The organism is Brenneria sp. L3-3C-1, assembly GCF_016456245.1.
Lineage (GTDB): Bacteria > Pseudomonadota > Gammaproteobacteria > Enterobacterales > Enterobacteriaceae > Brenneria.
On sequence record NZ_JAEMHF010000002.1, the window covers coordinates 209,127 to 232,052 of the forward strand.

Consider the following 22,926-nt stretch of genomic DNA (forward strand, 5'->3'; position numbering starts at 1 on the left):
AATGGCTGTAGCCTCTCTACTTCAACGCCAGCAGGTTCGCGCCCTGCTGGCGCTCTTGCTCGGCGCTTTCGGCACGCTGGCGTTTTCTCCCTTTGATTTCTGGCCGGCCGCGCTGATTTCCTTGATGGGATTGCAGGCGCTGACGCTGAATCGCACGGTGCGCCAGTCAGCCTGGCTTGGTTTCAGTTGGGGATTCGGCCTGTTCGGCAGCGGGGTAAACTGGGTCTATGTCAGCATCGCGCAGTTTGGCGGCATGCCCGGGCCGATCAATATCGCGCTGGTGATACTGCTGGCCGCCTATCTGGCGCTCTATCCTTTGCTCTTCTCCGCGCTGCTCTCACGCGTGTGGCCTAAAACCACCTGGTGGCGGTTAGCGATTGCCGCGCCGGTGCTATGGCAGGTGACTGAATTTCTGCGCGGATGGGTGCTCACCGGTTTTCCGTGGCTCCAGTTTGGTTACAGCCAGATTAACGGGCCGCTGAAAGGCATTGCGCCGATTCTGGGTGTCGATGCCATTACTTTCCTACTGGTGAGCATCAGCGGCTTGCTGACTTTCGCGCTGCATCAGCGCAGGATCGGGCCGGCGGTCATCGCCCTTGCGCTGCTGGCGCTGCCATGGCCGCTGCGTAATATTCAGTGGTTCACCCCGCTGCCTGAACGCGAGGTGAATGTAGCCCTGGTACAGGGAAATATTCCTCAGGCGTTGAAGTGGGATCCGGATCAGTTACGCAACACGCTAAACGTTTATCTGAACAACACCCTGCCTTATGCAGATAAAGCCTCGATTATTATCTGGCCTGAATCAGCCGTTCCCGATGTCGAAAACCATCAGGGAGCTTATCTTACCCAGGTTGATGAGCTGCTGCGCCGCCGCAATAGCAGTCTGGTCACCGGCATTGTTGATACGCGTCGCAATGGCGCGCAGTATGACTATTACAACAGCATTATCGTGCTGGGTGACCAAACCCCGTACCGCTACCCGACCAGTAACCGTTACAACAAACATCATCTGGTGCCGTTCGGCGAGTTTGTCCCGCTGGAGACGCTGCTGCGCCCGATCGCTCCGCTTTTCGATTTGCCGATGTCCTCTTTCAGCCGCGGCAATTATCTCCAACCACAGTTGAATGTTAACGGCTATAAGCTGACGCCAGCCATCTGTTATGAAATTATTCTGGGCCAGCAAATGCGGGATAACTTCCGTGAAGACACCGATATGCTGTTAACCATTTCGAACGACGCCTGGTTCGGTCACTCTATCGGACCGTGGCAGCACTTCCAGATGGCGCGGATGCGCGCGCTGGAATTAGGCCGCCCGTTGATTCGCGGCACCAACAATGGCGTGACCGCGGTGATCGCGCCTGACGGCGAAATCAGCGCCAGCCTGCCGCAGTTTACCCGCGCGGTACTGGATACCCGCATCGTTCCCACTTCCGGGCTTACGCCCTATGCGCGTTTCGGTTCCTGGCCGCTGTGGGCGATTAGCCTGCTCGGCGGCTTTTTCGCCATTATCTTCAGCCTGCGCCGCCGTTAGCCTCTTCTCCCCCCACTCAAGGCATGTTAACGCATGCCTTTATGCTTTCATTTTCCAAGTCACCTCCGTCGTTCCCCTTTCACGCGACGGCGGAATCGCTCAGTCGCCGACTGGTCGCGCCTTGATGCCTATCAGGTATTGTTATTAACTGGCATGTGTTTTGCTTATTTCTATTATTGTAAATGATTGTCTCAACGTTTTTTGCCGTTTCGCACTGAAAAAGCACGCTTTCAGAGCAAACGCTGCACCATGTTTGTGCATATGGACTTTATTGCCGCCATTTGGTGCGGAGTGACTCGCAAAAAACAAACATTTCGACATCAATTTATTTACAATAAGCTACTTTTTAACAGTATACATCGTTACGTCGCTCTTTAGCGGTGCATGATTTTGGTACCGCGGAAGTAGCAGAACGTCAGCATTGATTTAGCGGCACGATTTTAGCTATACAACTACAGATCCACAATTACAGCGCCATAACTACAGCAAAGGAGTTAGAACATGCAAATGCGTAAACTGGCACTATCACTGCTTCTGCTCGGCACCACAGCCAGCCTGGCGGCTCAGGCCGAAGAACTGACGGGTACGCTGAAAAAAGTAAAAGATAATGGCGTTATCGTTATCGGCCACCGTGAATCATCCGTTCCTTTTTCTTATTACGATAACCAACAAAAAGTCGTCGGTTACTCGCAGGCCTATTCGGATCAAATCGTAGAAGCCATCAAGACGAAACTGGATGCGCCTAACCTGCAAGTCAAGCTGTTGCCTATCACGTCTCAAAACCGTATTCCACTCTTGCAGAACGGAACCTTCGATCTGGAATGTGGTTCGACGACCAATAACCTGGAACGTCAGAAACAGGCCGCTTTCTCCAACACGATTTTCGTTGTCGGTACGCGTCTGTTAACTAAAAAAGACTCCGGCATTAAAGACTTCCCTGACCTGGCGGGTAAAACCGTCGTCGTCACCTCCGGCACCACCTCTGAAGTTCTGTTGAATAAGCTGAACGATGAAAAACAGTTGAAAATGCGCATCATCAGCGCCAAAGACCATGGCGACTCTTTCCGTACGCTGGAAAGCAGCCGTGCCGTGGCCTTTATGATGGATGACGCGTTGCTGGCCGGTGAACGCGCCAAAGCCAGAAATGCCGATCAGTGGGATATCGTCGGCACCGCCCAGTCGGAAGAAGCTTACGGCTGTATGTTGCGTAAAGACGATCCTCAGTTCAAACAGCTGGTCGATGAAACCATCGCTTCAGTACAAACCTCCGGTGAAGCGGAAAAATGGTTTGATCGCTGGTTCAAACAACCCATTCCGCCAAGAGATCTCAATTTGAATTTCGAACTTTCTGACGAAATGAAAGCCCTGTTCAGCGCGCCAAATGATAAGGCTTTAAACTAATTAATAATGAGAATAAGGGCAGAACGCTCTGCCCTATGATTGCTGATTCGTGGCAGGACAGACGGACATGCGCTGGTCGTTCCCCAGCGCATGTTAATGCCCAATAGATTTCGAGATGCGGGAAGACAGGCAACACGCCTGCAACTTGCAAAATAACGGGTATATCGCCGCTCATCAATCTTCGGGGTAGCTTCGCTACCCTTTTTTTACCGGAGTTTGTTATGTCAATAGATTGGAACTGGGGCATATTCCTGCAAGCAGCCCCATTCGGCAACACCACCTATCTCGGGTGGATATTGTCCGGCCTGCAAGTCACAGTCACATTGTCTATTTGTGCCTGGATCATCGCGTTTTTCGTTGGATCTTTATTTGGTATTTTACGTACCGTTCCCAATCGCTTTCTTTCAGCCATCGGGACCTGCTACGTGGAATTATTCCGTAATGTACCGCTGATCGTACAATTCTTTACCTGGTATCTGGTGGTGCCGGAACTGCTCCCCCCCGATATCGGAATGTGGTTTAAAGCTGAACTCGACCCCAATATCCAGTTCTTTTTATCGTCCATGATTTGTTTGGGCTTATTTACCGCCGCCCGCGTGTGCGAACAGGTTCGGGCAGGCATCCAGTCGCTGCCGAGCGGTCAAAAAGCCGCCGGGTTGGCAATGGGATTGACGCTGCCGCAGACCTACCGTTACGTCTTACTGCCTAACGCCTATCGCGTTGTTGTTCCGCCGCTCACATCGGAAATGCTCAACCTGGTCAAAAACTCCGCCATCGCCTCGACGATCGGGCTGGTGGATATGGCGGCGCAGGCTGGCAAACTGCTGGATTACTCCGCCCATGCGTATGAATCTTTCACCGCGATTACGCTGGCCTATGTCGGTATCAACGCAATCATTATGCTGATCATGCAGGTGGTAGAGCAAAAAACCCGTTTGCCGGGCAATATGGGGAGCAAATAAGCCATGTATGAATTTGACTGGAGCTCAATCGGGCCGAGCCTGCCCTACCTGTTACAAGGCATGGCGGTTACGCTAAAAATCACCGTTACCGCCGTGATCGTCGGTATCATCTGGGGAACGATTCTGGCGGTTATGCGGCTCTCGCCGCTAAAACCCATCAGTTGGTTCGCCAAGCTGTACGTTAACGTGTTCCGCTCCGTGCCATTGGTTATGGTGCTGTTGTGGTTCTATCTGGTGGTGCCGAGCTTATTACAAAATGTGCTTGGCCTGTCGCCGAAAACAGATATTCGGTTAATTTCGGCTATGGTAGCCTTTTCATTGTTTGAGGCGGCATATTACTCTGAAATTATCCGCGCAGGCATACTCAGCGTATCACGCGGGCAGTCATCCGCGGCATTGGCGCTGGGAATGACGCAGTGGCAATCCATGAAGCTGGTTATCCTGCCGCAGGCATTCCGCGCCATGGTTCCCCTGCTGCTGACGCAAGGTATTGTGCTGTTTCAGGATACATCGCTGGTTTACGTGCTCAGCCTGGCTGATTTCTTCCGTACGGCCTCCAGCATCGGCGAACGTGACGGCACGCAAGTTGAAATGATCCTGTTTGCCGGATTTATCTATTTCATTATCAGCATTAGCGCATCAATGCTGGTCAGTTACCTGAAAAAAAGGACGGTTTGATGATTTTCCTGAGAAATATTTCTAAATGGTATGGCCAATTTCAGGTGCTAACCGACTGCTCCACGGAAGTGAAGAAAGGCGAGGTGGTGGTGGTTTGCGGGCCTTCCGGCTCCGGTAAGTCTACCTTAATCAAAACCGTTAATGGCCTGGAGCCGATCCAAAAAGGCGAGATTGAAGTCAACGGTATCATCGTTAACGATAAAAAAACCAATCTGGCTCAGCTACGCTCGAAAGTAGGCATGGTTTTCCAACACTTTGAACTGTTTCCACATCTGTCCATCATCGAAAACCTGACGCTGGCGCAGATAAAAGTGCTGAAACGGAATCGCGAAGAAGCGAGGGTCAAAGCGCAAAAACTGCTGGAGCGCGTCGGGCTGTCGGTTCAGGCGAACAAATATCCCGGTCAGTTGTCCGGCGGGCAGCAACAGCGTGTGGCGATTGCCCGCGCGCTGTGCATGGATCCCATCGCGATGCTGTTTGACGAACCCACGTCGGCGCTGGATCCGGAAATGATCAACGAGGTGCTGGACGTTATGGTTGAACTGGCACAGGAAGGGATGACCATGATGGTGGTGACGCACGAAATGGGTTTTGCCCGCAAGGTGGCGCACCGGGTCATTTTTATGGATGAAGGAAAAATTATTGAAGATACGGCGAAAGACGATTTCTTCAATAATCCGCAGTCCGACCGAGCCAAGGATTTTCTGGCGAAAATCCTGCACTGATGTACAGAAAGCGTGCCTCAGGGCACGCTTTTTCATCAAACCATTACGGCTGGAAAGGCTGCCGGTGAAAAAGATCGTGTGAACATTTCGGGCAAAGCGGCAAAATTTCCGGCGTATAAAACGCGATATGATGGTGGCATTTTTCACACACCAGATTGCCTAATCCCACGACTTCACCGCTGTGATAGACGCCGTGATGGCTGACATCCTTAAAGATTTCACGCCATTCCAGCTGCGTTTTATCCGTAATATCCACCAGTTCCTGCCATAGACTCTCCTTGATGACCCGCATAAAAACGCTATCGGTAAATTCTTCCTGACTCTCGCCGTAGCTACGTGCGAACTCCTCCAGATCCCGCTGTACCGCCTGAATCACCTGCTCGATTTCTTTTTGCGTCAACGCCGAGCTTTCCTGCAATTTCTCCCGGGCGCTTTGTACCAGACCATCAATATCCCGTTCGCCATTATTCAGCCGGGCCGTCACTGAAGCCATTAATTCGCGATAGTAGCGGGCAACTTTACTCATGCTTCCTCCTGAATATACCGGTTGAAATACGTTGCGCAACCATTCCTGGCGTCTGACCGATTCCCCTCTATTTTAGCCTATTTTCTTTTCACAACCGGTACTCCCCCTATATTTGAATGATTTTTATCCGTTTTCGCTTCACAGATCAGAAATATTCCTCAGGCGGGAACAGGGTGTTGTTGCCTCAGTCGCTTATCAGCTATGCTATGCGGATCTTTAGTTATGAATCAGAACACGCTACTGCCGTAGCCATTCTTTACTTAATAGGACCCCTGGCAGCCATGCAAGAGCAATACCGCCCAGAAGAGATAGAAGCGCACGTCCAGCTTCATTGGCAAGAGAAGCAGACATTCAAAGTGACCGAAGAACCTGGCAAGGAAAAGTACTACTGCCTTTCCATGTTGCCCTACCCTTCTGGCCGTCTACACATGGGACACGTTCGTAACTACACCATCGGCGATGTGATCTCTCGCTATCAGCGCATGCTGGGGAAAAACGTCCTACAGCCGATTGGCTGGGATGCGTTCGGCCTGCCGGCTGAAGGCGCCGCGGTAAAAAACAACACCGCGCCCGCGCCGTGGACGTACTCCAATATTGAGTACATGAAAAACCAGCTCAAGCTGCTGGGTTTCGGCTACGACTGGGATCGCGAAGTCGCCACCTGCAAACCCGATTACTATCGCTGGGAACAATGGTTCTTCACCAAACTGTATGAAAAAGGTCTGGTTTATAAAAAAACCTCCGCGGTGAACTGGTGTCCGAACGACCAGACCGTTCTGGCCAATGAACAGGTTATTGACGGCTGCTGCTGGCGCTGCGATACCAAAGTCGAACGCAAAGAAATCCCCCAGTGGTTTATCAAAATCACCGATTACGCCGATCAACTGCTCAACGATCTGGATACGCTGGAAAGCTGGCCCGAACAGGTCAAAACCATGCAGCGCAATTGGATTGGCCGTTCCGAAGGCGTTGAGATCGCCTTTGAGGTGGCAGGCAGTCAGGAGAAACTGAGCGTCTATACCACCCGCCCGGATACCTTTATGGGGGTGACCTATGTCGCCGTCGCCGCCGGCCACCCGCTGGCGCAGCAGGCCGCCGTTAATAACCCGGCGCTGGCTGACTTTATTGACGAATGCCGCAATACCAAAGTGGCGGAAGCGGATATGGCCACCATGGAGAAGAAAGGCATGGCTACCGGCCTGTATGCCATTCATCCGCTGAACGGAGAAAAAGTCGCTATCTGGGCCGCCAACTTTGTGCTGATGGATTACGGCACCGGCGCCGTTATGGCGGTGCCGGGACACGATCAGCGCGATTGGGAATTCGCCGCCAAGTACGGCCTGACGATCAAACCGGTGATCCTGAACAGCGATGGCAGCGAGCCGGATTTGTCCGCTCAAGCGATGACGGAAAAAGGCCGTTTGTTTAATTCCGGCGAGTTTGATGGTTTGGATTTTGAAGCCGCCTTTAACGCCATTGCCGACAAACTGGTGGCATTGGGGATCGGCGAGCGTAAAGTCAATTACCGCCTGCGCGACTGGGGGGTTTCCCGCCAGCGTTACTGGGGAGCGCCAATCCCGATGGTGACGCTGGAAGACGGCACCGTGATCCCCACGCCGGAAGATCAACTGCCGGTGGTATTGCCGGAAGATGTGGTGATGGACGGCATCACCAGCCCGCTGAAATCCGATCCGGAGTGGGCCAAAACCACGGTTAACGGTCAGCCGGCGCTGCGTGAAACCGATACCTTCGACACCTTTATGGAGTCGTCCTGGTATTACGCGCGTTACACCTGTCCACAGTATGATCAGGGCATGCTGGATCCGGCGGCGGCCAACTACTGGCTGCCCGTCGATCAGTATGTCGGCGGCATCGAACATGCCATCATGCACCTGATGTATTTCCGCTTTTTCCACAAGCTGATGCGTGACGCCGGGCTGGTCACCTCGGATGAACCGGCCAAACGCCTGCTGTGCCAGGGCATGGTGCTGGCAGACGCGTTCTATTACCTGGGCGATAATGGCGAGCGTAACTGGGTTTCCCCTATCGACGTCACCCTTGAGCGTGATGAGAAAGGCCGTATCGTCAAGGCTGTCGACAACCAGGGCCGGGAAGTCGTCTACGCGGGTATGAGCAAAATGTCGAAGTCTAAAAACAACGGCATCGACCCGCAGGTGATGGTCGAAAAATATGGTGCGGACACCGTTCGTCTGTTTATGATGTTCGCCTCGCCGGCGGAAATGACGCTCGAATGGCAGGAATCCGGGGTTGAAGGGGCGAACCGCTTCCTGAAACGCGTCTGGAAGCAGGCTTTCGAGCATACGGCCAAAGGCCCGGCTCAGGCGCTGGATGTGGCGACGTTAACCGAAGATCAGAAATCACTGCGCCGCGATCTGCATAAAACCATTGCCAAAGTGACCGATGATATCGGTCGCCGCCAGACCTTTAACACCGCCATCGCCGCCATTATGGAGCTGATGAACAAGCTGGCCAAAGCGCCGCAGGACAGCGTACAGGATCGCGCTCTGACTCAGGAAATCCTGCTGGCGGTTGTTCGTATGCTTTATCCGTTCACCCCGCACATTTGCTTTGCGCTGTGGCAGGCATTGCAGGGTGAGGGCGACATTGATACCGCGCCCTGGCCGGTCGCGGATGAAAGCGCGATGGTGGAAGATTCCAAACTGGTGGTTATTCAGGTCAACGGTAAGGTACGTGGTAAAATCACCGTTGCCGCCGATGCCACTCAGGATCAGGTGCGTGAGCGCGCTGCCCAGGAACCTCTGGTAGCGAAATATCTGGACGGCGTCACTGTGCGTAAAGTGATCTATGTCCCTGGCAAACTGCTTAACCTGGTTGTGGGTTAAGGCAAGGAGGAGCTGTGCGACATCGTCTATTCACGTTGTTGCTGGGGCTGGCGGTGTTAGCCACCGCTGGTTGCGGTTTCCATCTGCGCGGCACGACACAAGTGCCTGCGCAGCTACAAACGCTGGTGCTGGACAGCAGCGACCCGTACGGCCCGTTAACCCGCGCGGTGCGTGAACAGTTGCGTCTCAACGACGTGACCATCGTTGCGGATGCCGCACGGCAGGATATTCCTTCGTTACGGATCCTGAACGCCTCGGAAAACAAAGACACCGTCTCGATTTTCCAGGATGGCAAAACGGCGGAATACCAAATGGTATTGGTGCTCAGAGCGCAGGTGCTGATGCCGGATGAGGATATCTATCCGCTCAGCGTAACGGTATTCCGTACATTCTTCGATAACCCGTTAACCGCACTGGCGAAAGACGCCGAGCAGGATATTATCCGGCAGGAAATGCGTGAGCAGGCGGCAACCCAGTTGGTGCGCAAGCTGCTGACTATTAACGGCAGCGAAGAAATCAAAAACCGGCAGTCGCACACGGCGGCAGCCGTCACCCCGCCATCCGCGCGTCCATGATTCGGCTTTACCCGGAACAGCTCGCCGCGCAACTCCATGAGGGGTTGCGCGCGTGTTATCTGATCTGCGGCAACGACCCCCTTTTGTTGCAGGAAAGCCTGGACGGCATTCGGCGAGCGGCTCAGCAGCAGGCGTTCAGCGAACACTTTAGTTTCACGCTGGACGTTCACACCGACTGGGAAGCGATCTTCAGCGCCTGTCAGGCCCTTAGCCTGTTCGCCACCCGTCAGACGCTGTTGCTGACATTGCCTGAAAACGGCCCTAACGCCGCGATGGCTGAAAATCTGATCAAACTGTCTGGTTTATTGCATCAGGATATCTTACTGATGCTGCGCGGTCACAAGCTGACCAAGGCGCAGGAAAACAGCGCCTGGTTCAAAGCCTTGTCGCAGGACTGCGTTTATGTGAACTGCCTTACTCCGGAGCAGGCGCAGTTGCCGCGCTGGGTGGCTAACCGCGCCAAATCCATGAAGCTGGATCTGGACGAACCGGCAAGCCAGCTCATCTGTTATTGCTATGAGGGTAATCTTCTGGCGTTGACGCAAGCGCTGGAGCGTCTGGCGCTGCTTTATCCCGACGGCAAGCTCACCCTGCCCCGCGTGGAGCACGCGGTCAACGACGCGGCGCACTTTACCCCTTATCACTGGCTCGATGCGTTGCTGGCGGGCAAAGCCAAGCGCGCCTGGCACATTTTGCATCAGCTCAGGCAAGAAGACTGCGAACCGGTTATCCTGCTGCGAACGATACAGCGGGAACTGCTGTTGCTGCTTACGCTAAAAAGGAAAATGACGAACGCGCCGCTGCGGGCGCTGTTCGATCAGCACAAAGTCTGGCAAAACCGCAGAGATTTATTAACTCAGGCGCTGCAACGGTTAAGCATGGCGCAGTTGCAGCAGGCCATCGGCCTGCTGGCTAAACTGGAAATTACTTTGAAACAGAACTATGGTCAGTCTGTCTGGCCTGAGCTGGAAACGCTCTCCATGATATTGTGCGGAAAAGACTTACCGGAGAGCCTGTTGGATGTTAACGCGTTTGACCACCCCAAATGATTTAGGTAAACAAGCCGGTCCCGCTTCTCTGACCGCATTTTTCGGGGGAACGTTCGATCCCATTCATTACGGACACCTTCAACCGGTTAGCGCGCTGGCGAAAATTGTCGGGCTGAACCAGATCGTTTTGCTGCCGAACAATGTGCCGCCTCACCGGCCGCAACCCGAAGCCAGCCCGCAACAACGGCAACGCATGGTTGAACTGGCGGTTGAAGCCAATCCGCTGTTCAGCGTGGACGACCGGGAGTTACAGCGCCAGCAGCCGTCATACACCATCGATACGCTGGAAGCGCTGCGCGCCGAGCAAGGAAATGCCGTGCCGTTGGCGTTTATCATCGGACAGGATTCGTTACAGACGCTGCATCAATGGCACCGCTGGCAAGATATCCTCAACGTTTGCCATCTGCTGGTTTGCGCCCGTCCGGGCTACCGTTCGGAACTGGCGACGCCAGCGTTACAGCAATGGCTGGAAGCCCACCTGACGCAGGACACCCGCGCCCTGCACCAACGCCCCCACGGACTGATCTTTTTAGCCGACACGCCATTGGTGGCTATTTCCGCCACAGAAATACGCCAGCGACGACAGCAAGGCCTCGACTGCGGCGATCTGTTGCCCCCGGCGGTGTTACGCTACATCAATGAGCACGGGCTATACCGGTAGCCACAGCTTTATACCACTCATCAGAACTGCGTGATATACTCCGCCGCTGGTTTCAATCACGGGAAAAACCGTTAATATCTGCAATTATGCGGCGAAAAATGGTCTTTCTATACCTAATTCAGCGCAATAAGCGTCCATCAACGTTGATGGGCAGCCATCGAGGGGGAACCTTTGCAAGGCCAAGCACTCCAAGATTTCGTTATTGATAAGATAGACGATTTAAAAGGTCAGGATATCGTTGCACTGAACGTGCAGGGTAAATCCAGTATCACCGACTATATGATCATCTGTACCGGCACCTCCACCCGCCACGTCGCGTCCATTGCCGACCATGTGGTGCAGGCGTCGCGAGCGGCCGGATTGATCCCGTTTGGCGTGGAAGGCGAAAATGTCGCCGACTGGGTGGTGGTCGATCTGGGTGACGTGATGGTTCATGTGATGCAGGAAGAGAGCCGTCAGTTATACGAACTGGAAAAGCTTTGGGGCTAGCATGAAACTGCAACTGGTCGCCGTCGGCACCAAAATGCCGGATTGGGTGCAGACAGGCTTCACCGATTATCTCCGCCGCTTTCCCAAAGATATGCCATTCGAACTGACCGAAATTCCGGCCGGCAAACGGGGCAAGAATGCGGACATCAAACGCATTCTGGAACGCGAAGGTGAACAAATGCTGGCGGCCGTGGGTAAAGGCAACCGTATTGTGACGCTGGATATCCCCGGCACACCGTGGGAAACCCCGCAGTTGGCCCAGCAACTGGAACGCTGGAAACAGGACGGGCGCGACGTCAGTCTGTTAATCGGCGGCCCTGAAGGGCTGGCGCCTGAATGCAAAGCGGCGGCGGAACAAAGCTGGTCGCTGTCGCCCTTGACGTTGCCTCATCCGCTGGTACGCGTACTGGTGGCGGAAAGTCTGTATCGGGCCTGGAGCATTACCACCAATCATCCTTACCATCGGGAGTAAGGCGCTACGATGAAACACGTGAAATAAACCGCGGGATGAAAATAGAACGCAAACCCTTTCGTGATTATACGGCGGAGTCCGCCCTATTCGTGCGCCGCGCGCTGGTGGCGTTTCTGGGCATTTTGCTGCTTTCCGGCGTATTGCTCGCCAATCTCTATCATCTGCAAGTTTTACGCGTCGATGACTACCGTACCCGATCCAATGAAAACCGTATCAAACTGGTGCCGATCGCGCCCAGTCGCGGCATTATCCACGACCGCAACGGCATTCCGCTGGCGCTGAACCGAACGATCTACCAGTTAGAACTGGTGCCGGAAAAGGTGGATAACCTTCAGGAAACGCTGGCGGCGCTGAAACCTATCATCGATCTGAGCGATGAGGATCTGGAGAGCTTTGAAAAAGAACGCAAGCGTTCGCGCCGCTTTACCTCAATTCCGGTTAAAACCGGTCTGGATGATATTCAGGTCGCCCGCTTTGCGGTTAATCAATACCGCTTTCCCGGCGTGGAAATCAAAGGCTATCAGCGCCGCTATTACCCCTATGGCTCCGCGCTGACCCATGTTATCGGCTATGTTTCGAAAATTAACGATAAAGACGTCGAACGGCTGAATAAAGAAGAAAAAATCGCTGATTACGCCGCCACCCACGATATCGGCAAATTGGGCATCGAGCGTCATTACGAAGATTTGCTGCACGGCAAACCCGGCTATGAAGAAGTCGAGGTCAATAACCGCGGCCGGGTGATTCGCCAGTTGCATGAACAGCCGCCGCAGGCGGGAAGAGATATTTATCTGACGCTCGACCTGAACCTGCAAATTTATATCGAAAAACTGCTGGAAGGCAGCCGCGCCGCCGTCATCGTCACCGATCCGCGCGACGGCGGTATTCTCGCGCTGGTTTCCACGCCCAGCTATGATCCCAACCTGTTCGTGGACGGCATATCCAGCAAAGACTATAACCAGTTGCGCAACGATCCTAACCGCCCGCTGATCAACCGGGCGACGCAAGGGGTGTATCCGCCGGCCTCCACGGTAAAACCCTATATTGCCGTTTCAGCCTTAACCGCCGGGGTTATCACCCCCAACACCACGCTGTTCGATCCGGGCTGGTGGCAATTGCCGGGTTCGGAAAAGCGTTTTCGTGACTGGAAAAAATGGGGCCACGGGCGGCTTAATCTGACCAAGGCGCTGGAAGAATCGGCGGATACCTATTTCTATCAGGTCGCCTATGACATGGGTATCGATCGTCTGTCGGAATGGATGAATAAATTCGGTTACGGTGAAAAAACCGGTATTGATATCTCTGAAGAAAGCGCCGGCAACATGCCGACGCGCGAATGGAAACTTCGACGCTTCAAGAAGCCCTGGTATCAGGGCGATACGATCCCGGTGGGAATTGGGCAAGGGTACTGGACGGCGACGCCGATGCAGATGAACAAATCGCTGACCACCCTGATTAATGACGGACAGGTGAAAACGCCGCACCTGCTTCACAGCACCAGAGAAAACGGGACGATTATTCCTTACCGTCAGCCTGAGCATCAACAGATTGGCGATATCCATTCCGGTTTCTGGGAAATCGCCAAAGACGGCATGTACGGCGTGGCTAACCGCCCGAATGGCACGGCGCATAAAAGTTTTGACAGCGCGCCTTACAAGATTGCGGCCAAGTCCGGCACCGCGCAGGTTTTCGGCCTGAAAGAAAATGAAACCTACAATGCGCACAAGATTGCCGAACACTTGCGCGACCATAAGCTGATGGTGGCTTTCGCGCCCTATGACAGTCCAAAGGTCGCGGTATCGATCATCCTGGAAAACGGCGGCGCCGGCCCCACGGTCGGCACCATCACCCGACAGATCCTTGACCATATTCTGTTAGGCGATAACAATACCGAATTACCGACCGCGCCTCCGGCGCCGCCGGGCAGCGAGAGCGAGTAACAGACATTCATGACGGATAACCAACAAAAAGGCTCGATCTGGACGAAAATCCATATCGACTTTCCTTTCCTCCTCTGCATCCTGGCATTGCTGGGCTATAGCCTATTTGTTATGTGGAGCGCCAGCGGTCAGGATGTCGACATGATGGAGCGCAAAATTGTTCAGATCGTGCTGGGGTTGATTGTCATGGCGATCATGGCGCAAATCCCGCCGCGGGTTTATGAAGGGTGGGCGCCTTACCTGTACGTCGTCTGCGTTATCCTGTTGTTGCTGGTGGATATTTTCGGTCAAATCAGTAAAGGGGCCCAACGCTGGCTGGATCTGGGATTTGTGCGTTTTCAGCCTTCGGAAATCGCCAAAATTGCGGTTCCGCTGATGGTCGCCCGCTTTATCAACCGCGATATGTGTCCGCCCTCGCTCAGAAATACCGGCATCGCGCTGGTGATTATTTTTACCCCGACGCTGCTGGTCGCGGCGCAGCCGGATTTAGGCACCTCCATTCTCATCGCCGCCTCGGGGCTGTTTGTTCTGTTCCTCGCCGGGATGAGCTGGCGGTTAATCGGCATCGCGGTTCTGTTGCTTGCCGCTTTTATTCCTATCCTGTGGTTCTTCCTGATGCACGACTACCAGCAAGCACGAGTGATGATGCTGCTGGATCCGGAGAGCGATCCGCTGGGAGCGGGCTATCATATTATACAGTCGAAGATCGCGATTGGTTCCGGCGGTTTGTCTGGCAAAGGCTGGCTGCATGGCACACAATCGCAGTTGGAGTTTCTACCGGAGCGCCATACCGACTTTATCTTCGCCGTGCTGGCGGAAGAGTTAGGGTTAATCGGCGTACTGATCCTATTGGCGATGTACCTGTTTCTGATTATGCGCGGTTTGGTTATTGCGGCTAACGCCCAGACCTCATTCGGTCGGGTGATGGTTGGCGGACTGATGCTGATTCTGTTCGTCTATGTTTTCGTCAATATCGGGATGGTCAGCGGTATTCTGCCGGTTGTTGGCGTACCCTTGCCGCTGGTCAGCTACGGCGGTTCGGCGCTTGTCGTCTTAATGGCGGGATTTGGTATCGTGATGTCGATACATACTCACCGCAAAATGCTATCCAAGAACTTATAAACCGAGGTGAGCAATGCGTAAGGATTGGCTTTGGATTGGCGTCGTAACCCTGACGCTCTCGGCCTGTACCGTCACGGAACAGCGGACGACGCCCCCTGTCAGTGACGTATACAGCGGCCCCGTTGAAGAAATCGGCGGCGCCGAGCCGCGTTATGAACCCTATAATCAAGGCACATTGCAAGATTACACCGTCAAGGGCAGGACTTATAAGGTCATAAAAAATCCGCAAAACTTCAGTGAAACCGGTCTGGCGACCTGGTATGGCGAAGAGGCCAGCGGTAATCAGACGGCTATTGGCGAAGTGTTCGATCCCAACGCCATCACGGCCGCCCATCCTACGTTGCCTTTGCCCAGCTATGTTCGCGTCACCAACCTCAGCAACGGCCGCCGTCTGGTGGTCAGAGTGAACGATCGCGGGCCGTATACGCCGGGCAGGATCATCGATCTGTCTAAAGCCGCCGGCGATCGCTTGAACATTTCCAACAATACCAAAGTTAAGGTTGATTTCATCAACGTTGCGCCGGACGGTACGCTGTCCGGCCCCGGCACCATCGGCACTACCGTCGCCAAGCAAAGCTTCGCGTTGCCCGAACGCCCCAGCTTCGGCGCCAGCGGCCTCGGCACGCCGATGATGGAAAGCACCATGCCTGCGGCGGGCGCGATCCAGCCCGTCAGCAACAGTACCTTGAGCGCGCCGGCCGACGACACGCTGCCGCAGAGCAGTCCCTCACCCCGCAGCGGCGGTTTCCTGGGCGCCCCCTCCGCGCTTCCCGCCGGCGTGATCGAAACCACGCCGTCACCCGTTGCGGCGCCATCGACCGCGACTGACTCGCCTGCGTCGACGCCCGCCGCCTCAACGGCCGATGGACGCTATGTGGTGCAGGTTGGCGCGCTCAGCGATCAACAGCGGGCGCAGGAGTGGTTGCGCAGTCTGCGCGAACGCTTTCACGTAACGGGCAACGTCACCAGCAATAACGGGTTATATCGCATCCAACTGGGGCCATTCCAGAATCGTCAGCAAGCGGTTGAACTTCAACAACGTTTGTCAGTCGAAGCTCAGCAGCAATCCTTTATTACCGCGGCGCCCGGCACGTTATAGCCAGGGGAGATCCCCCCTGATAAGCATGCTCCTTGCGCCGAATGGCGATGGCCCCGATCATCGGTAACGTCGCCATAAGTCATCACGGGTACAAAGGGACGCTGTGATATCAAGCACAGCGACCTTTTTGCAAAATCGCGTAACGTAATGTCTGGTGCCGGCCTATTTCTCATCTGCTATAGTGTGGCTCGTTTTTAACTCATACCCACGGATGTTGTTGTTCCAATCATGAATACTGTAAACACGTCTCGTTTTACTAAACGCACTGCGTTTGGCGCTTTGCTCGCCGTTAGTGCGTCTTCCTTTGTTTATGCCGACGACATCAATCTTAAAACGATGATCCCCGGCGTGCCGCAAATTGATGCGGAATCCTACATCCTGATTGATTACAACTCCGGGAAAGTGCTGGCTGAAATGAACGCCGACGCACGCCGCGATCCGGCCAGCCTGACCAAAATGATGACCAGCTACGTCATCGGTCAGGCGATAAAGTCAGGGAAAATCACGCCCAACGATATTGTTACCGTCGGCAAGGATGCCTGGGCCACCGGCAACCCGGTTTTTCAGGGTTCGTCGCTGATGTTTCTGAAGCCGGGCGATCGCGTGCCGGTTTCGCAGCTGAACCGCGGCATCATTCTACAGTCCGGTAATGATGCCTGCGTGGCGATGGCCGACTATGTGGCCGGCAGTCAGGATACGTTCGTTAATTTGATGAACGGCTACGTAAAAGCGCTTGGCCTGCAAAATACGCATTTTGAAACCGTACATGGCTTGGATGCGCCGGGGCAGTTCAGTTCGGCGCGTGATATGGCGCTGATCGGCCAGGCATTAATCCGTGACGTGCCGGAAGAATACGCGACCTATAAAGAAAAGGAATTTACCTTCAACAATATCCGCCAGACCAACCGCAATGGTTTGCTGTGGGACAGCAGTCTGAATGTTGACGGCATTAAAACCGGTCATACCTCATCTGCCGGTTATAACCTGGTCGCCTCCGCGACTGAAGGCCAGATGCGGCTGATTTCAACGGTCATGGGCGGGCGTACCTTTAAGGGGCGCGAAACCGAAAGCAAGAAATTGCTCACCTGGGGTTTCCGTTTCTTCGAAACCGTCGCACCGCTGAAAACCGGTAAAGAGTTCGCCTCGGAACCCGTCTGGTTTGGCGACAGCGACCGCGTTGCACTCGGTGTGGAAAAAGATGTGTATCTGACCATTCCCCGTGGCCGAATGAAAGATCTGAAAGCCAGCTATGTACTGACCACCACCGAACTGCACGCGCCGCTGAGCAAAAATCAGGTGGTTGGCGCGATCAACTTCCAGTTGGACGGCAAAACCATTGACCAGCGGCCATTGGTAGTGATGAATGAAGTCAAAGAAGGCGGTATTTTCAGCCGCATGGTTGACTACATCAAGCTGATGTTCCACCACTGGTTCGGCTAATCCCCTTGTATGGGGACGAACGGCCCCCATATAAGATAGGAAGACATCCACTCCCGCTCTTTCAGGCGGGAGTTTAATTTATACCATTCTATTTTCACTCTGGAGCGCAGATGAAAACCAAATTAAACGAACTGCTCGAATTCCCCTGCCCTTTTACTTACAAGGTTATGGGATTAGCAAAACCCGAGTTGGCCGATCTGGTGGTTGAAGTGGTGCAGCGTCACGCGCCCGGCGATTACACGCCGCAGATCAAACCCAGCAGCAAAGGCAATTATCATTCCGTTTCCATCACCATTAATGCTACCCATATTGAGCAGGTGGAAACATTGTATGAAGAGCTTGGCAATATTGAAATCGTACGGATGGTGTTATAATTTTCCGCATCTTTCCTTAACCTGAAGATGACACGCTTGCTACAGGATAAGATCGTCGTACGCCAATTCAGCGTACAACCTTATGAGCCGGTTTCGCTGGCGATGCATAAATTCACCGATCTGCGCGATGATAAAACGTTGGATGAAATCTGGCTGGTTCAACATCATCCGGTATTCACCCAAGGTCAGGCAGGCAAATCGGAACATGTTTTGATGCCCGGAGATATTCCCGTCATACAGAGCGACCGGGGCGGTCAGGTCACCTATCACGGGCCGGGTCAGCAGGTGATGTACGTTCTGGTCGATTTAAAACGACGTAAGCTGGGCGTCCGGCAGTTAGTGACCGCGATAGAAGAGACAGTCGTCAACACGCTGGCCCATTTTCAAATCGACGCTCACGCCCGAACCGACGCACCGGGGGTTTATGTCGGCGAACGTAAAATCTGCTCGCTGGGCCTGCGCATTCGTAAAGGCTGTTCTTTTCACGGTTTGGCGCTGAATATCGCCATGGATTTGTCGCCTTTCCAGCGCATCAATCCCTGTGGTTATGCCGGAATGCAGATGACCCAGATAAGCGACCTGGTTCCCGGCGTCACCCTTGAAGACACCGCACCGGTGCTGGTTAACATGTTCCTGCAATTACTGGGTTATCAACAGCATGATTGGCTTAACTGGGATATGGCCGCAAACGGCGACCCGCGCCCGCAATGAAGGCATGTCTTGTTGCTCCCCGGTACGGAATATCGCCGTAGCGATCACTACTCACATTTTATTTACATAATTTCTTCATTTTGATTGCTCAACAGCTGATTGTGGTTAGGCAAGATGATATAATTTTGAGAGTTTATTAAAAAAAAGTTTAACTAAAAATATAACCCTTTGAGTTTTATTCAAAAAACGAGTCAGAACTGGAACTTACGCAAACATGAGTAAACCGATTCAGATCGAACGCGGCGTAAAATACCGCGATGCCGATAAAATGGCGCTAATTCCGGTGCGTACCGTGGTGACTGAACGTCAGGAGATACTGCGCAAACCTGAATGGATGAGAATCAAACTCCCGGCGGACTCCAGCCGTATTCAGGGCATTAAAGCCGCGATGCGTAAAAACGGGCTGCACTCGGTTTGCGAAGAAGCCTCCTGCCCGAATCTGGCGGAATGTTTTAACCACGGCACAGCCACATTTATGATTCTGGGCGCCATTTGCACCCGGCGTTGCCCGTTTTGCGACGTCGCCCACGGCCGGCCGCTCACGCCGGACGCCAACGAGCCGGAAAAGCTGGCGCAAACCATCCATGATATGGGGCTGCGCTATGTGGTGATCACCTCGGTCGACCGTGATGACCTGCGTGACGGCGGCGCCCAGCATTTTGCCGACTGTATCAGCGCCATTCGCCGTAAGAATCCGCAAATTCGCATTGAAACGCTGGTGCCGGACTTCCGCGGCCGAATGGATCGGGCATTGGATATTTTGACGGCGACGCCGCCGGACGTATTCAATCACAACCTCGAAAACGTACCGCGCGTTTATCGTCAGGTTCGCCCCGGCGCCAATTACGAATGGTCGTTGAAGCTGCTGGAAAACTTCAAGAACGCGCATCCCACTATCCCGACAAAATCCGGACTTATGGTCGGTCTGGGTGAAACCAACGCCGAGATTGTCGAGGTGATGCGCGATCTGCGCCGCCACGGCGTGACCATGCTGACGCTGGGGCAATATCTGCAACCAAGCCGCCATCACCTGCCGGTGCAGCGCTATGTCAGCCCGGACGAATTTGACGAAATGAAAGCCGAAGCCATGGCGATGGGCTTCACCCACGCGGCCTGCGGCCCGTTTGTTCGCTCTTCCTATCATGCGGATTTGCAGGCAAAGGGCATTGAGGTCAAATAAGCGCTTATAATTAGTTACATATTGGGCGTGGGTAATCGCAAACGGACGGCATTAACCGTCCGTTTGCTTTTCAGCCGCGGATTATGGCTCTTTGCGGTGTGTATCATTCATCGCCGCGGAATCGTCAGCGGCAGAGGGCTTGGAGGCTGGGTCATCATTCATCGCTTTCTTGAAACCTTTGATGGCGGCGCCTAGATCGCCTCCCAGGCTGCGTAATTTATTGGTGCCGAACAGCAAAACGATCAAGGCGCCGATGACCAACAGTTTGGCGATACTGATACCTTCCATACTTACCTACCTGATTACAGATGCCGGATAAGCCAGCGAACAAATAATATTCTCTATGTAAAACCTTACCGACAACAATACAATCGCCATCTGTAACAATTTAAGACGCCGGCACAAGCCGCACCTGAGTTTTCGTGTTTACTTAAAATCGTCTGACAACTTTCACAGCGAGATAAACTGTAAAAAGATCGGCTAAAGGCGTAAACTTTTCCCTGCCAACAAAGGAGATGATATTCCTCCATAACCGCCATTTGGCTAATGATGTCTGCGCATCCTCGAAGGAGGCGTAGCGTTGTGGTTCCCTCTCTCCGAGTTACTCCGATTCACTGTTAACAAAAGGTGTCTATGTTTAGTACGTTACTCGCGGTATTTATTGGCGGTGGCGTCGGCAGCGTTGCTCGCTGGCAGCTAGGCATGCGATTGAATGGTGTTTACCCCGCCCTGCCGATAGGAACGCTATTAGCCAACTTGCTGGGTGCATTTATTATCGGCGGTGCCCTGGCTTTTTTCCTGCGCCATCCTCTCGACCAACACTGGAAAATGCTGATTACTACCGGGCTATGCGGCGGTTTAACCACGTTTTCGACCTTTTCAGCTGAAGTGGTCATGTTTCTGCAAAGCGGGCATTTTGCTGCCGCAGGCATTCACATATTGCTCAACCTGGCCGGGTCTTTATTAATGACCGCACTCGCCTTCATGCTGGTCGCCTGGGCGGCAACGCATTAGGTATGATGAAAAACGGGGGAAGTCAGGATAACTGACCGGGAGAAAAAATGCCGGGAACGATCTTGAACATCACTGAAAGCGGCCCATAGAGTGGTTCCTGCTCCCATAAAAAAAACCCACCATAAGGTGGGTTTTTCAAGAAATCGGTATAATTAAATAGCGATAACGTTAGCAGCAGACGGCCCTTTCGCACCGCTGGTGATTTCAAACTCTACGCGCTGACCTTCAGCCAGAGTTTTGAATCCATTGCTCTGGATGGCAGAGAAATGTACAAATACGTCTTTGCTACCATCTTCAGGAGTAATGAAACCGAATCCTTTGGACTCGTTAAACCACTTAACGCTACCTTTAATCTTAGACATCAAACTTACCTTTACATGAATGAAAGACACAAAATCTGTGTCAGGTACAGTACAGCAATAGATTGGCCGTTTGTCCAGTTTAAGATGGGTAAAAAGTGATAAAAATCGCTAAAAAAAGGTGTCTGAATGCTGAGCAGACAAATTTTAACGCGATCCATATCTCAGTCTGGTACGTTGAGCCCTAACCCATTACTTTTTATGGTATCCCTTGCTCAAGGAGAACGGTGATGAAAACATTAGGGCTTATCGGGGGAATGAGTTGGGAATCGACGATCCCTTACTACCGCACCATCAATGAATACGTCAAAAATCAGCTCGGCGGACTGCACTCGGCCAAACTCATTCTGCACAGCGTCGATTTTCACGATATCGAACAGCTTCAGTCGCGGGGGGATTGGAAACAGGCCGCCCAGGTGTTGTCAGATATCGCCATTGGCTTAGGCAATGCGGGCGCAGAGGCTATCGTCATCTGCACCAACACCATGCATAAGGTTGCTGATACCGTAGAGACGGTCAGCCGGCTTCCTCTTTTACACATTGCCGACGCAACCGGAGAATACATAGATAAGCAGGGGATAAGAAAAGTCGGTTTGCTGGGAACCCGCTACACCATGGAGCAGGATTTTTACCGGCAAAGAATCCATGACCGCTATGGTATCGAGGTTATCACCCCTGACAAACCGGCAAGAGAGACGATAAACCGCATTATTTTCGAAGAGTTGTGCCAGGGAAAAATTGATCCCGGATCGCGCCGGAAATACCGGGAAATCATCCAGCGGCTTGAGCAACAAGGCGCCGGCGGCGTGATTCTCGGTTGTACGGAAATACCATTATTATTGAGCGCAGAGGATGCCAATGTTCCTCTTTTCGACTCCGGAGTTTTACATGCGCTGGCCGCGGCCAAATATGCATTAGCCATTTAATAACAAACAGTTAAATTAAAATTCCTTGCGAAAAAATAATAGCCTCTTTTATTTACTCAGGTTTCCTCATTTTACGCAAAAAAAAGCAGCTCCCGGTGGGTAACTGCTTTATTTGCTCGATCTTCCTGGTATGCAATGGCAGGTGTAACGTTTAATTATTATTTGCGTAACATTGCTTCAATAAAATCTTTCCAATGACTCACTTCTACTTCTATCATGGGAACCTCTTGGTAATTAACGGCGACGTATTATACGCACACTTTTTAACCAGGTGAAATAGTTCTGTAAGTATAAAAAGTATACTGCCGCTCATTTTCGTTTCTCAGTTCACTGTGGATCTCGCCGTTTTTTTTCGGCATGCTGGATCACCACGATGTCAGGGCTGTTCCCCTCGCTGTGCCGCTCGACAACCCTCATTCAATCCATTAAGCAGAAAGGACATTAATAACAATGACGCTGACCATGTACGGTATCAAAAACTGCGACACCATAAAAAAAGCCCGCCGCTGGCTGGAACAGCAACAGGTTGATTACCGCTTTCATGATTATCGCGCCGACGGCCTGGACGAGCAGCGACTTCAGCATTTTATCGAGCTACTGGGCTGGCAGTCATTAATCAACACGCGCGGCACGACCTGGCGTAAACTAAGCGAAGAACAGCGCAACATCATTAATAGCAACGCCGCCGGCAGCGAAACCACGGCAAAAACGCTCATGCTGGCGCAGCCCGCGTTGATTAAACGGCCGCTGTTAGTGACATACGCTGGAAAAGCGCTGCTTGGTTTCAGCGACGACAGCTACCAGAAATTTATCGCGGAGAACAAATAA

The 22,926-nt window shown here is 53.1% G+C and carries 25 protein-coding genes and 1 riboswitch; of the genes, 21 read left to right on the top strand and 4 right to left on the bottom strand.

Features of this window, described 5'->3' with window-relative positions; genetic code table 11:
* Position 1 precedes the first annotated feature (1 nt).
* The 5 genes from lnt to JG725_RS07435 all read left to right on the top strand — a co-directional run bounded on the left by lnt (position 2) and on the right by JG725_RS07435 (position 5,297).
* Positions 2–1,531 (top strand): apolipoprotein N-acyltransferase, encoded by a 1,530-nt coding sequence (gene lnt, locus JG725_RS07415; protein WP_199377436.1) that lies wholly within the window; start codon positions 2–4, stop codon positions 1,529–1,531.
* A 501-nt stretch (positions 1,532–2,032) separates the two neighbouring features.
* Positions 2,033–2,932 (top strand): amino acid ABC transporter substrate-binding protein, encoded by a 900-nt coding sequence (locus tag JG725_RS07420; protein WP_172289819.1) that lies wholly within the window; start codon positions 2,033–2,035, stop codon positions 2,930–2,932.
* A gap of 221 nt (positions 2,933–3,153) precedes the next feature.
* Positions 3,154–3,894, top strand: a complete 741-nt coding sequence (locus tag JG725_RS07425) for an amino acid ABC transporter permease (RefSeq protein ID WP_172289818.1) — start codon at positions 3,154–3,156, stop codon at positions 3,892–3,894.
* A 3-nt stretch (positions 3,895–3,897) separates the two neighbouring features.
* Positions 3,898–4,572 carry a glutamate/aspartate ABC transporter permease GltK gene (gene gltK, locus JG725_RS07430; protein ID WP_172289817.1) on the top strand — a complete coding sequence of 225 codons (675 nt, stop codon included), beginning with the start codon at positions 3,898–3,900 and terminating at the stop codon, positions 4,570–4,572.
* Complete coding sequence (locus tag JG725_RS07435; RefSeq protein WP_172289816.1) at positions 4,572–5,297, top strand: amino acid ABC transporter ATP-binding protein; 726 nt, start codon at positions 4,572–4,574, stop codon at positions 5,295–5,297. The genes gltK and JG725_RS07435 overlap by 1 nt, the downstream gene beginning before the upstream one ends.
* A gap of 43 nt (positions 5,298–5,340) precedes the next feature.
* Here the strand turns inward: JG725_RS07435 and JG725_RS07440 are convergent, their stop codons facing one another.
* On the bottom strand, positions 5,341–5,823 hold the full coding sequence (locus tag JG725_RS07440) for a zinc ribbon-containing protein (protein ID WP_172289815.1): 483 nt from the start codon (positions 5,821–5,823) through the stop codon (positions 5,341–5,343).
* Positions 5,824–6,104: 281 nt separating this feature from the next.
* On the opposite strand from JG725_RS07440, the gene leuS reads away from it, so the two are divergent.
* From leuS to lipA, 13 genes are all read left to right on the top strand, one after another.
* A complete protein-coding gene (leuS, locus tag JG725_RS07445; RefSeq protein WP_172289814.1) occupies positions 6,105–8,687 on the top strand; it encodes a leucine--tRNA ligase in 2,583 nt (860 codons plus the stop codon).
* Positions 8,688–8,701: 14 nt separating this feature from the next.
* Entirely contained in the window at positions 8,702–9,262 is a 561-nt protein-coding gene (lptE, locus tag JG725_RS07450) for an LPS assembly lipoprotein LptE (protein WP_172289813.1), read from the top strand.
* Entirely contained in the window at positions 9,259–10,311 is a 1,053-nt protein-coding gene (gene holA / locus JG725_RS07455) for a DNA polymerase III subunit delta (protein ID WP_172289812.1), read from the top strand. Before lptE ends, holA begins: the two co-directional genes overlap by 4 nt.
* Entirely contained in the window at positions 10,283–10,972 is a 690-nt protein-coding gene (gene nadD / locus JG725_RS07460; RefSeq protein WP_199377438.1) for a nicotinate-nucleotide adenylyltransferase, read from the top strand. Before holA ends, nadD begins: the two co-directional genes overlap by 29 nt.
* Positions 10,973–11,143: 171 nt before the next feature.
* Positions 11,144–11,461: a ribosome silencing factor gene (gene rsfS / locus JG725_RS07465; RefSeq protein ID WP_172289810.1), complete on the top strand. Its 318-nt coding sequence runs from the start codon at positions 11,144–11,146 to the stop codon at positions 11,459–11,461.
* 1 nt (position 11,462) lies between these two features.
* Positions 11,463–11,933: a 23S rRNA (pseudouridine(1915)-N(3))-methyltransferase RlmH gene (gene rlmH / locus JG725_RS07470; RefSeq protein ID WP_172289809.1), complete on the top strand. Its 471-nt coding sequence runs from the start codon at positions 11,463–11,465 to the stop codon at positions 11,931–11,933.
* 35 nt (positions 11,934–11,968) lie between these two features.
* Positions 11,969–13,873, top strand: a complete 1,905-nt coding sequence (gene mrdA / locus JG725_RS07475) for a peptidoglycan DD-transpeptidase MrdA (RefSeq protein ID WP_172289808.1) — start codon at positions 11,969–11,971, stop codon at positions 13,871–13,873.
* 9 nt (positions 13,874–13,882) lie between these two features.
* Positions 13,883–14,995: a peptidoglycan glycosyltransferase MrdB gene (gene mrdB / locus JG725_RS07480; protein WP_199377440.1), complete on the top strand. Its 1,113-nt coding sequence runs from the start codon at positions 13,883–13,885 to the stop codon at positions 14,993–14,995.
* Positions 14,996–15,008: 13 nt separating this feature from the next.
* Positions 15,009–16,094: an endolytic peptidoglycan transglycosylase RlpA gene (gene rlpA, locus JG725_RS07485; RefSeq protein ID WP_199377443.1), complete on the top strand. Its 1,086-nt coding sequence runs from the start codon at positions 15,009–15,011 to the stop codon at positions 16,092–16,094.
* 228 nt (positions 16,095–16,322) lie between these two features.
* Positions 16,323–17,534: a D-alanyl-D-alanine carboxypeptidase DacA gene (dacA, locus tag JG725_RS07490; RefSeq protein WP_172289805.1), complete on the top strand. Its 1,212-nt coding sequence runs from the start codon at positions 16,323–16,325 to the stop codon at positions 17,532–17,534.
* Positions 17,535–17,644: 110 nt separating this feature from the next.
* Positions 17,645–17,908 (top strand): DUF493 family protein YbeD, encoded by a 264-nt coding sequence (gene ybeD, locus JG725_RS07495; RefSeq protein WP_172289804.1) that lies wholly within the window; start codon positions 17,645–17,647, stop codon positions 17,906–17,908.
* Between the two features lie 27 nt (positions 17,909–17,935).
* Positions 17,936–18,619 carry a lipoyl(octanoyl) transferase LipB gene (gene lipB, locus JG725_RS07500; RefSeq protein ID WP_172289803.1) on the top strand — a complete coding sequence of 228 codons (684 nt, stop codon included), beginning with the start codon at positions 17,936–17,938 and terminating at the stop codon, positions 18,617–18,619.
* Positions 18,620–18,833: 214 nt separating this feature from the next.
* Positions 18,834–19,799, top strand: coding sequence for a lipoyl synthase (gene lipA / locus JG725_RS07505; RefSeq protein WP_172289802.1), 966 nt, complete (start codon positions 18,834–18,836; stop codon positions 19,797–19,799).
* 81 nt (positions 19,800–19,880) lie between these two features.
* Here lipA and tatE read toward each other — a convergent pair whose 3' ends face one another.
* Complete coding sequence (gene tatE / locus JG725_RS07510; protein WP_172289801.1) at positions 19,881–20,087, bottom strand: twin-arginine translocase subunit TatE; 207 nt, start codon at positions 20,085–20,087, stop codon at positions 19,881–19,883.
* 214 nt (positions 20,088–20,301) lie between these two features.
* A riboswitch (Fluoride riboswitch) is annotated at positions 20,302–20,362 on the top strand.
* Between the two features lie 70 nt (positions 20,363–20,432).
* Between tatE and crcB the strand changes: the two genes are divergently transcribed.
* Entirely contained in the window at positions 20,433–20,813 is a 381-nt protein-coding gene (crcB, locus tag JG725_RS07515) for a fluoride efflux transporter CrcB (protein ID WP_172289800.1), read from the top strand.
* Between the two features lie 152 nt (positions 20,814–20,965).
* Here crcB and cspE read toward each other — a convergent pair whose 3' ends face one another.
* Positions 20,966–21,175: a transcription antiterminator/RNA stability regulator CspE gene (cspE, locus tag JG725_RS07520; RefSeq protein ID WP_009113827.1), complete on the bottom strand. Its 210-nt coding sequence runs from the start codon at positions 21,173–21,175 to the stop codon at positions 20,966–20,968.
* Positions 21,176–21,402: 227 nt separating this feature from the next.
* On the opposite strand from cspE, the gene JG725_RS07525 reads away from it, so the two are divergent.
* Entirely contained in the window at positions 21,403–22,098 is a 696-nt protein-coding gene (locus tag JG725_RS07525) for an aspartate/glutamate racemase family protein (protein WP_172289799.1), read from the top strand.
* 158 nt (positions 22,099–22,256) lie between these two features.
* Here JG725_RS07525 and ypfM read toward each other — a convergent pair whose 3' ends face one another.
* On the bottom strand, positions 22,257–22,316 hold the full coding sequence (gene ypfM / locus JG725_RS20870; RefSeq protein WP_172290025.1) for a protein YpfM: 60 nt from the start codon (positions 22,314–22,316) through the stop codon (positions 22,257–22,259).
* 232 nt (positions 22,317–22,548) lie between these two features.
* Between ypfM and JG725_RS07535 the strand changes: the two genes are divergently transcribed.
* Positions 22,549–22,926 (top strand): ArsC family reductase, encoded by a 378-nt coding sequence (locus JG725_RS07535; protein WP_199377445.1) that lies wholly within the window; start codon positions 22,549–22,551, stop codon positions 22,924–22,926.

Excerpts from the sequence above, each read along its gene's own strand:
- JG725_RS07535 (WP_199377445.1), top strand. The coding sequence starts at position 22,549 with ATGACGCTGACCATGTACGGTATCAAAAACTGCGACACCATAAAAAAA.
- mrdB (WP_199377440.1), top strand. The coding sequence starts at position 13,883 with ATGACGGATAACCAACAAAAAGGCTCGATCTGGACGAAAATCCATATC.
- rlpA (WP_199377443.1), top strand. The coding sequence starts at position 15,009 with ATGCGTAAGGATTGGCTTTGGATTGGCGTCGTAACCCTGACGCTCTCG.
- gltK (WP_172289817.1), top strand. The coding sequence starts at position 3,898 with ATGTATGAATTTGACTGGAGCTCAATCGGGCCGAGCCTGCCCTACCTG.
- JG725_RS07425 (WP_172289818.1), top strand. The coding sequence starts at position 3,154 with ATGTCAATAGATTGGAACTGGGGCATATTCCTGCAAGCAGCCCCATTC.
- JG725_RS07420 (WP_172289819.1), top strand. The coding sequence starts at position 2,033 with ATGCAAATGCGTAAACTGGCACTATCACTGCTTCTGCTCGGCACCACA.
- nadD (WP_199377438.1), top strand. The coding sequence starts at position 10,283 with ATGTTAACGCGTTTGACCACCCCAAATGATTTAGGTAAACAAGCCGGT.
- JG725_RS07435 (WP_172289816.1), top strand. The coding sequence starts at position 4,572 with ATGATTTTCCTGAGAAATATTTCTAAATGGTATGGCCAATTTCAGGTG.
- tatE (WP_172289801.1), bottom strand. The coding sequence starts at position 20,087 with ATGGAAGGTATCAGTATCGCCAAACTGTTGGTCATCGGCGCCTTGATC.
- ybeD (WP_172289804.1), top strand. The coding sequence starts at position 17,645 with ATGAAAACCAAATTAAACGAACTGCTCGAATTCCCCTGCCCTTTTACT.
- dacA (WP_172289805.1), top strand. The coding sequence starts at position 16,323 with ATGAATACTGTAAACACGTCTCGTTTTACTAAACGCACTGCGTTTGGC.
- rlmH (WP_172289809.1), top strand. The coding sequence starts at position 11,463 with ATGAAACTGCAACTGGTCGCCGTCGGCACCAAAATGCCGGATTGGGTG.
- lipB (WP_172289803.1), top strand. The coding sequence starts at position 17,936 with ATGACACGCTTGCTACAGGATAAGATCGTCGTACGCCAATTCAGCGTA.
- crcB (WP_172289800.1), top strand. The coding sequence starts at position 20,433 with ATGTTTAGTACGTTACTCGCGGTATTTATTGGCGGTGGCGTCGGCAGC.
- mrdA (WP_172289808.1), top strand. The coding sequence starts at position 11,969 with ATGAAAATAGAACGCAAACCCTTTCGTGATTATACGGCGGAGTCCGCC.
- holA (WP_172289812.1), top strand. The coding sequence starts at position 9,259 with ATGATTCGGCTTTACCCGGAACAGCTCGCCGCGCAACTCCATGAGGGG.
- JG725_RS07440 (WP_172289815.1), bottom strand. The coding sequence starts at position 5,823 with ATGAGTAAAGTTGCCCGCTACTATCGCGAATTAATGGCTTCAGTGACG.
- cspE (WP_009113827.1), bottom strand. The coding sequence starts at position 21,175 with ATGTCTAAGATTAAAGGTAGCGTTAAGTGGTTTAACGAGTCCAAAGGA.
- lnt (WP_199377436.1), top strand. The coding sequence starts at position 2 with ATGGCTGTAGCCTCTCTACTTCAACGCCAGCAGGTTCGCGCCCTGCTG.
- JG725_RS07525 (WP_172289799.1), top strand. The coding sequence starts at position 21,403 with ATGAAAACATTAGGGCTTATCGGGGGAATGAGTTGGGAATCGACGATC.
- lipA (WP_172289802.1), top strand. The coding sequence starts at position 18,834 with ATGAGTAAACCGATTCAGATCGAACGCGGCGTAAAATACCGCGATGCC.
- leuS (WP_172289814.1), top strand. The coding sequence starts at position 6,105 with ATGCAAGAGCAATACCGCCCAGAAGAGATAGAAGCGCACGTCCAGCTT.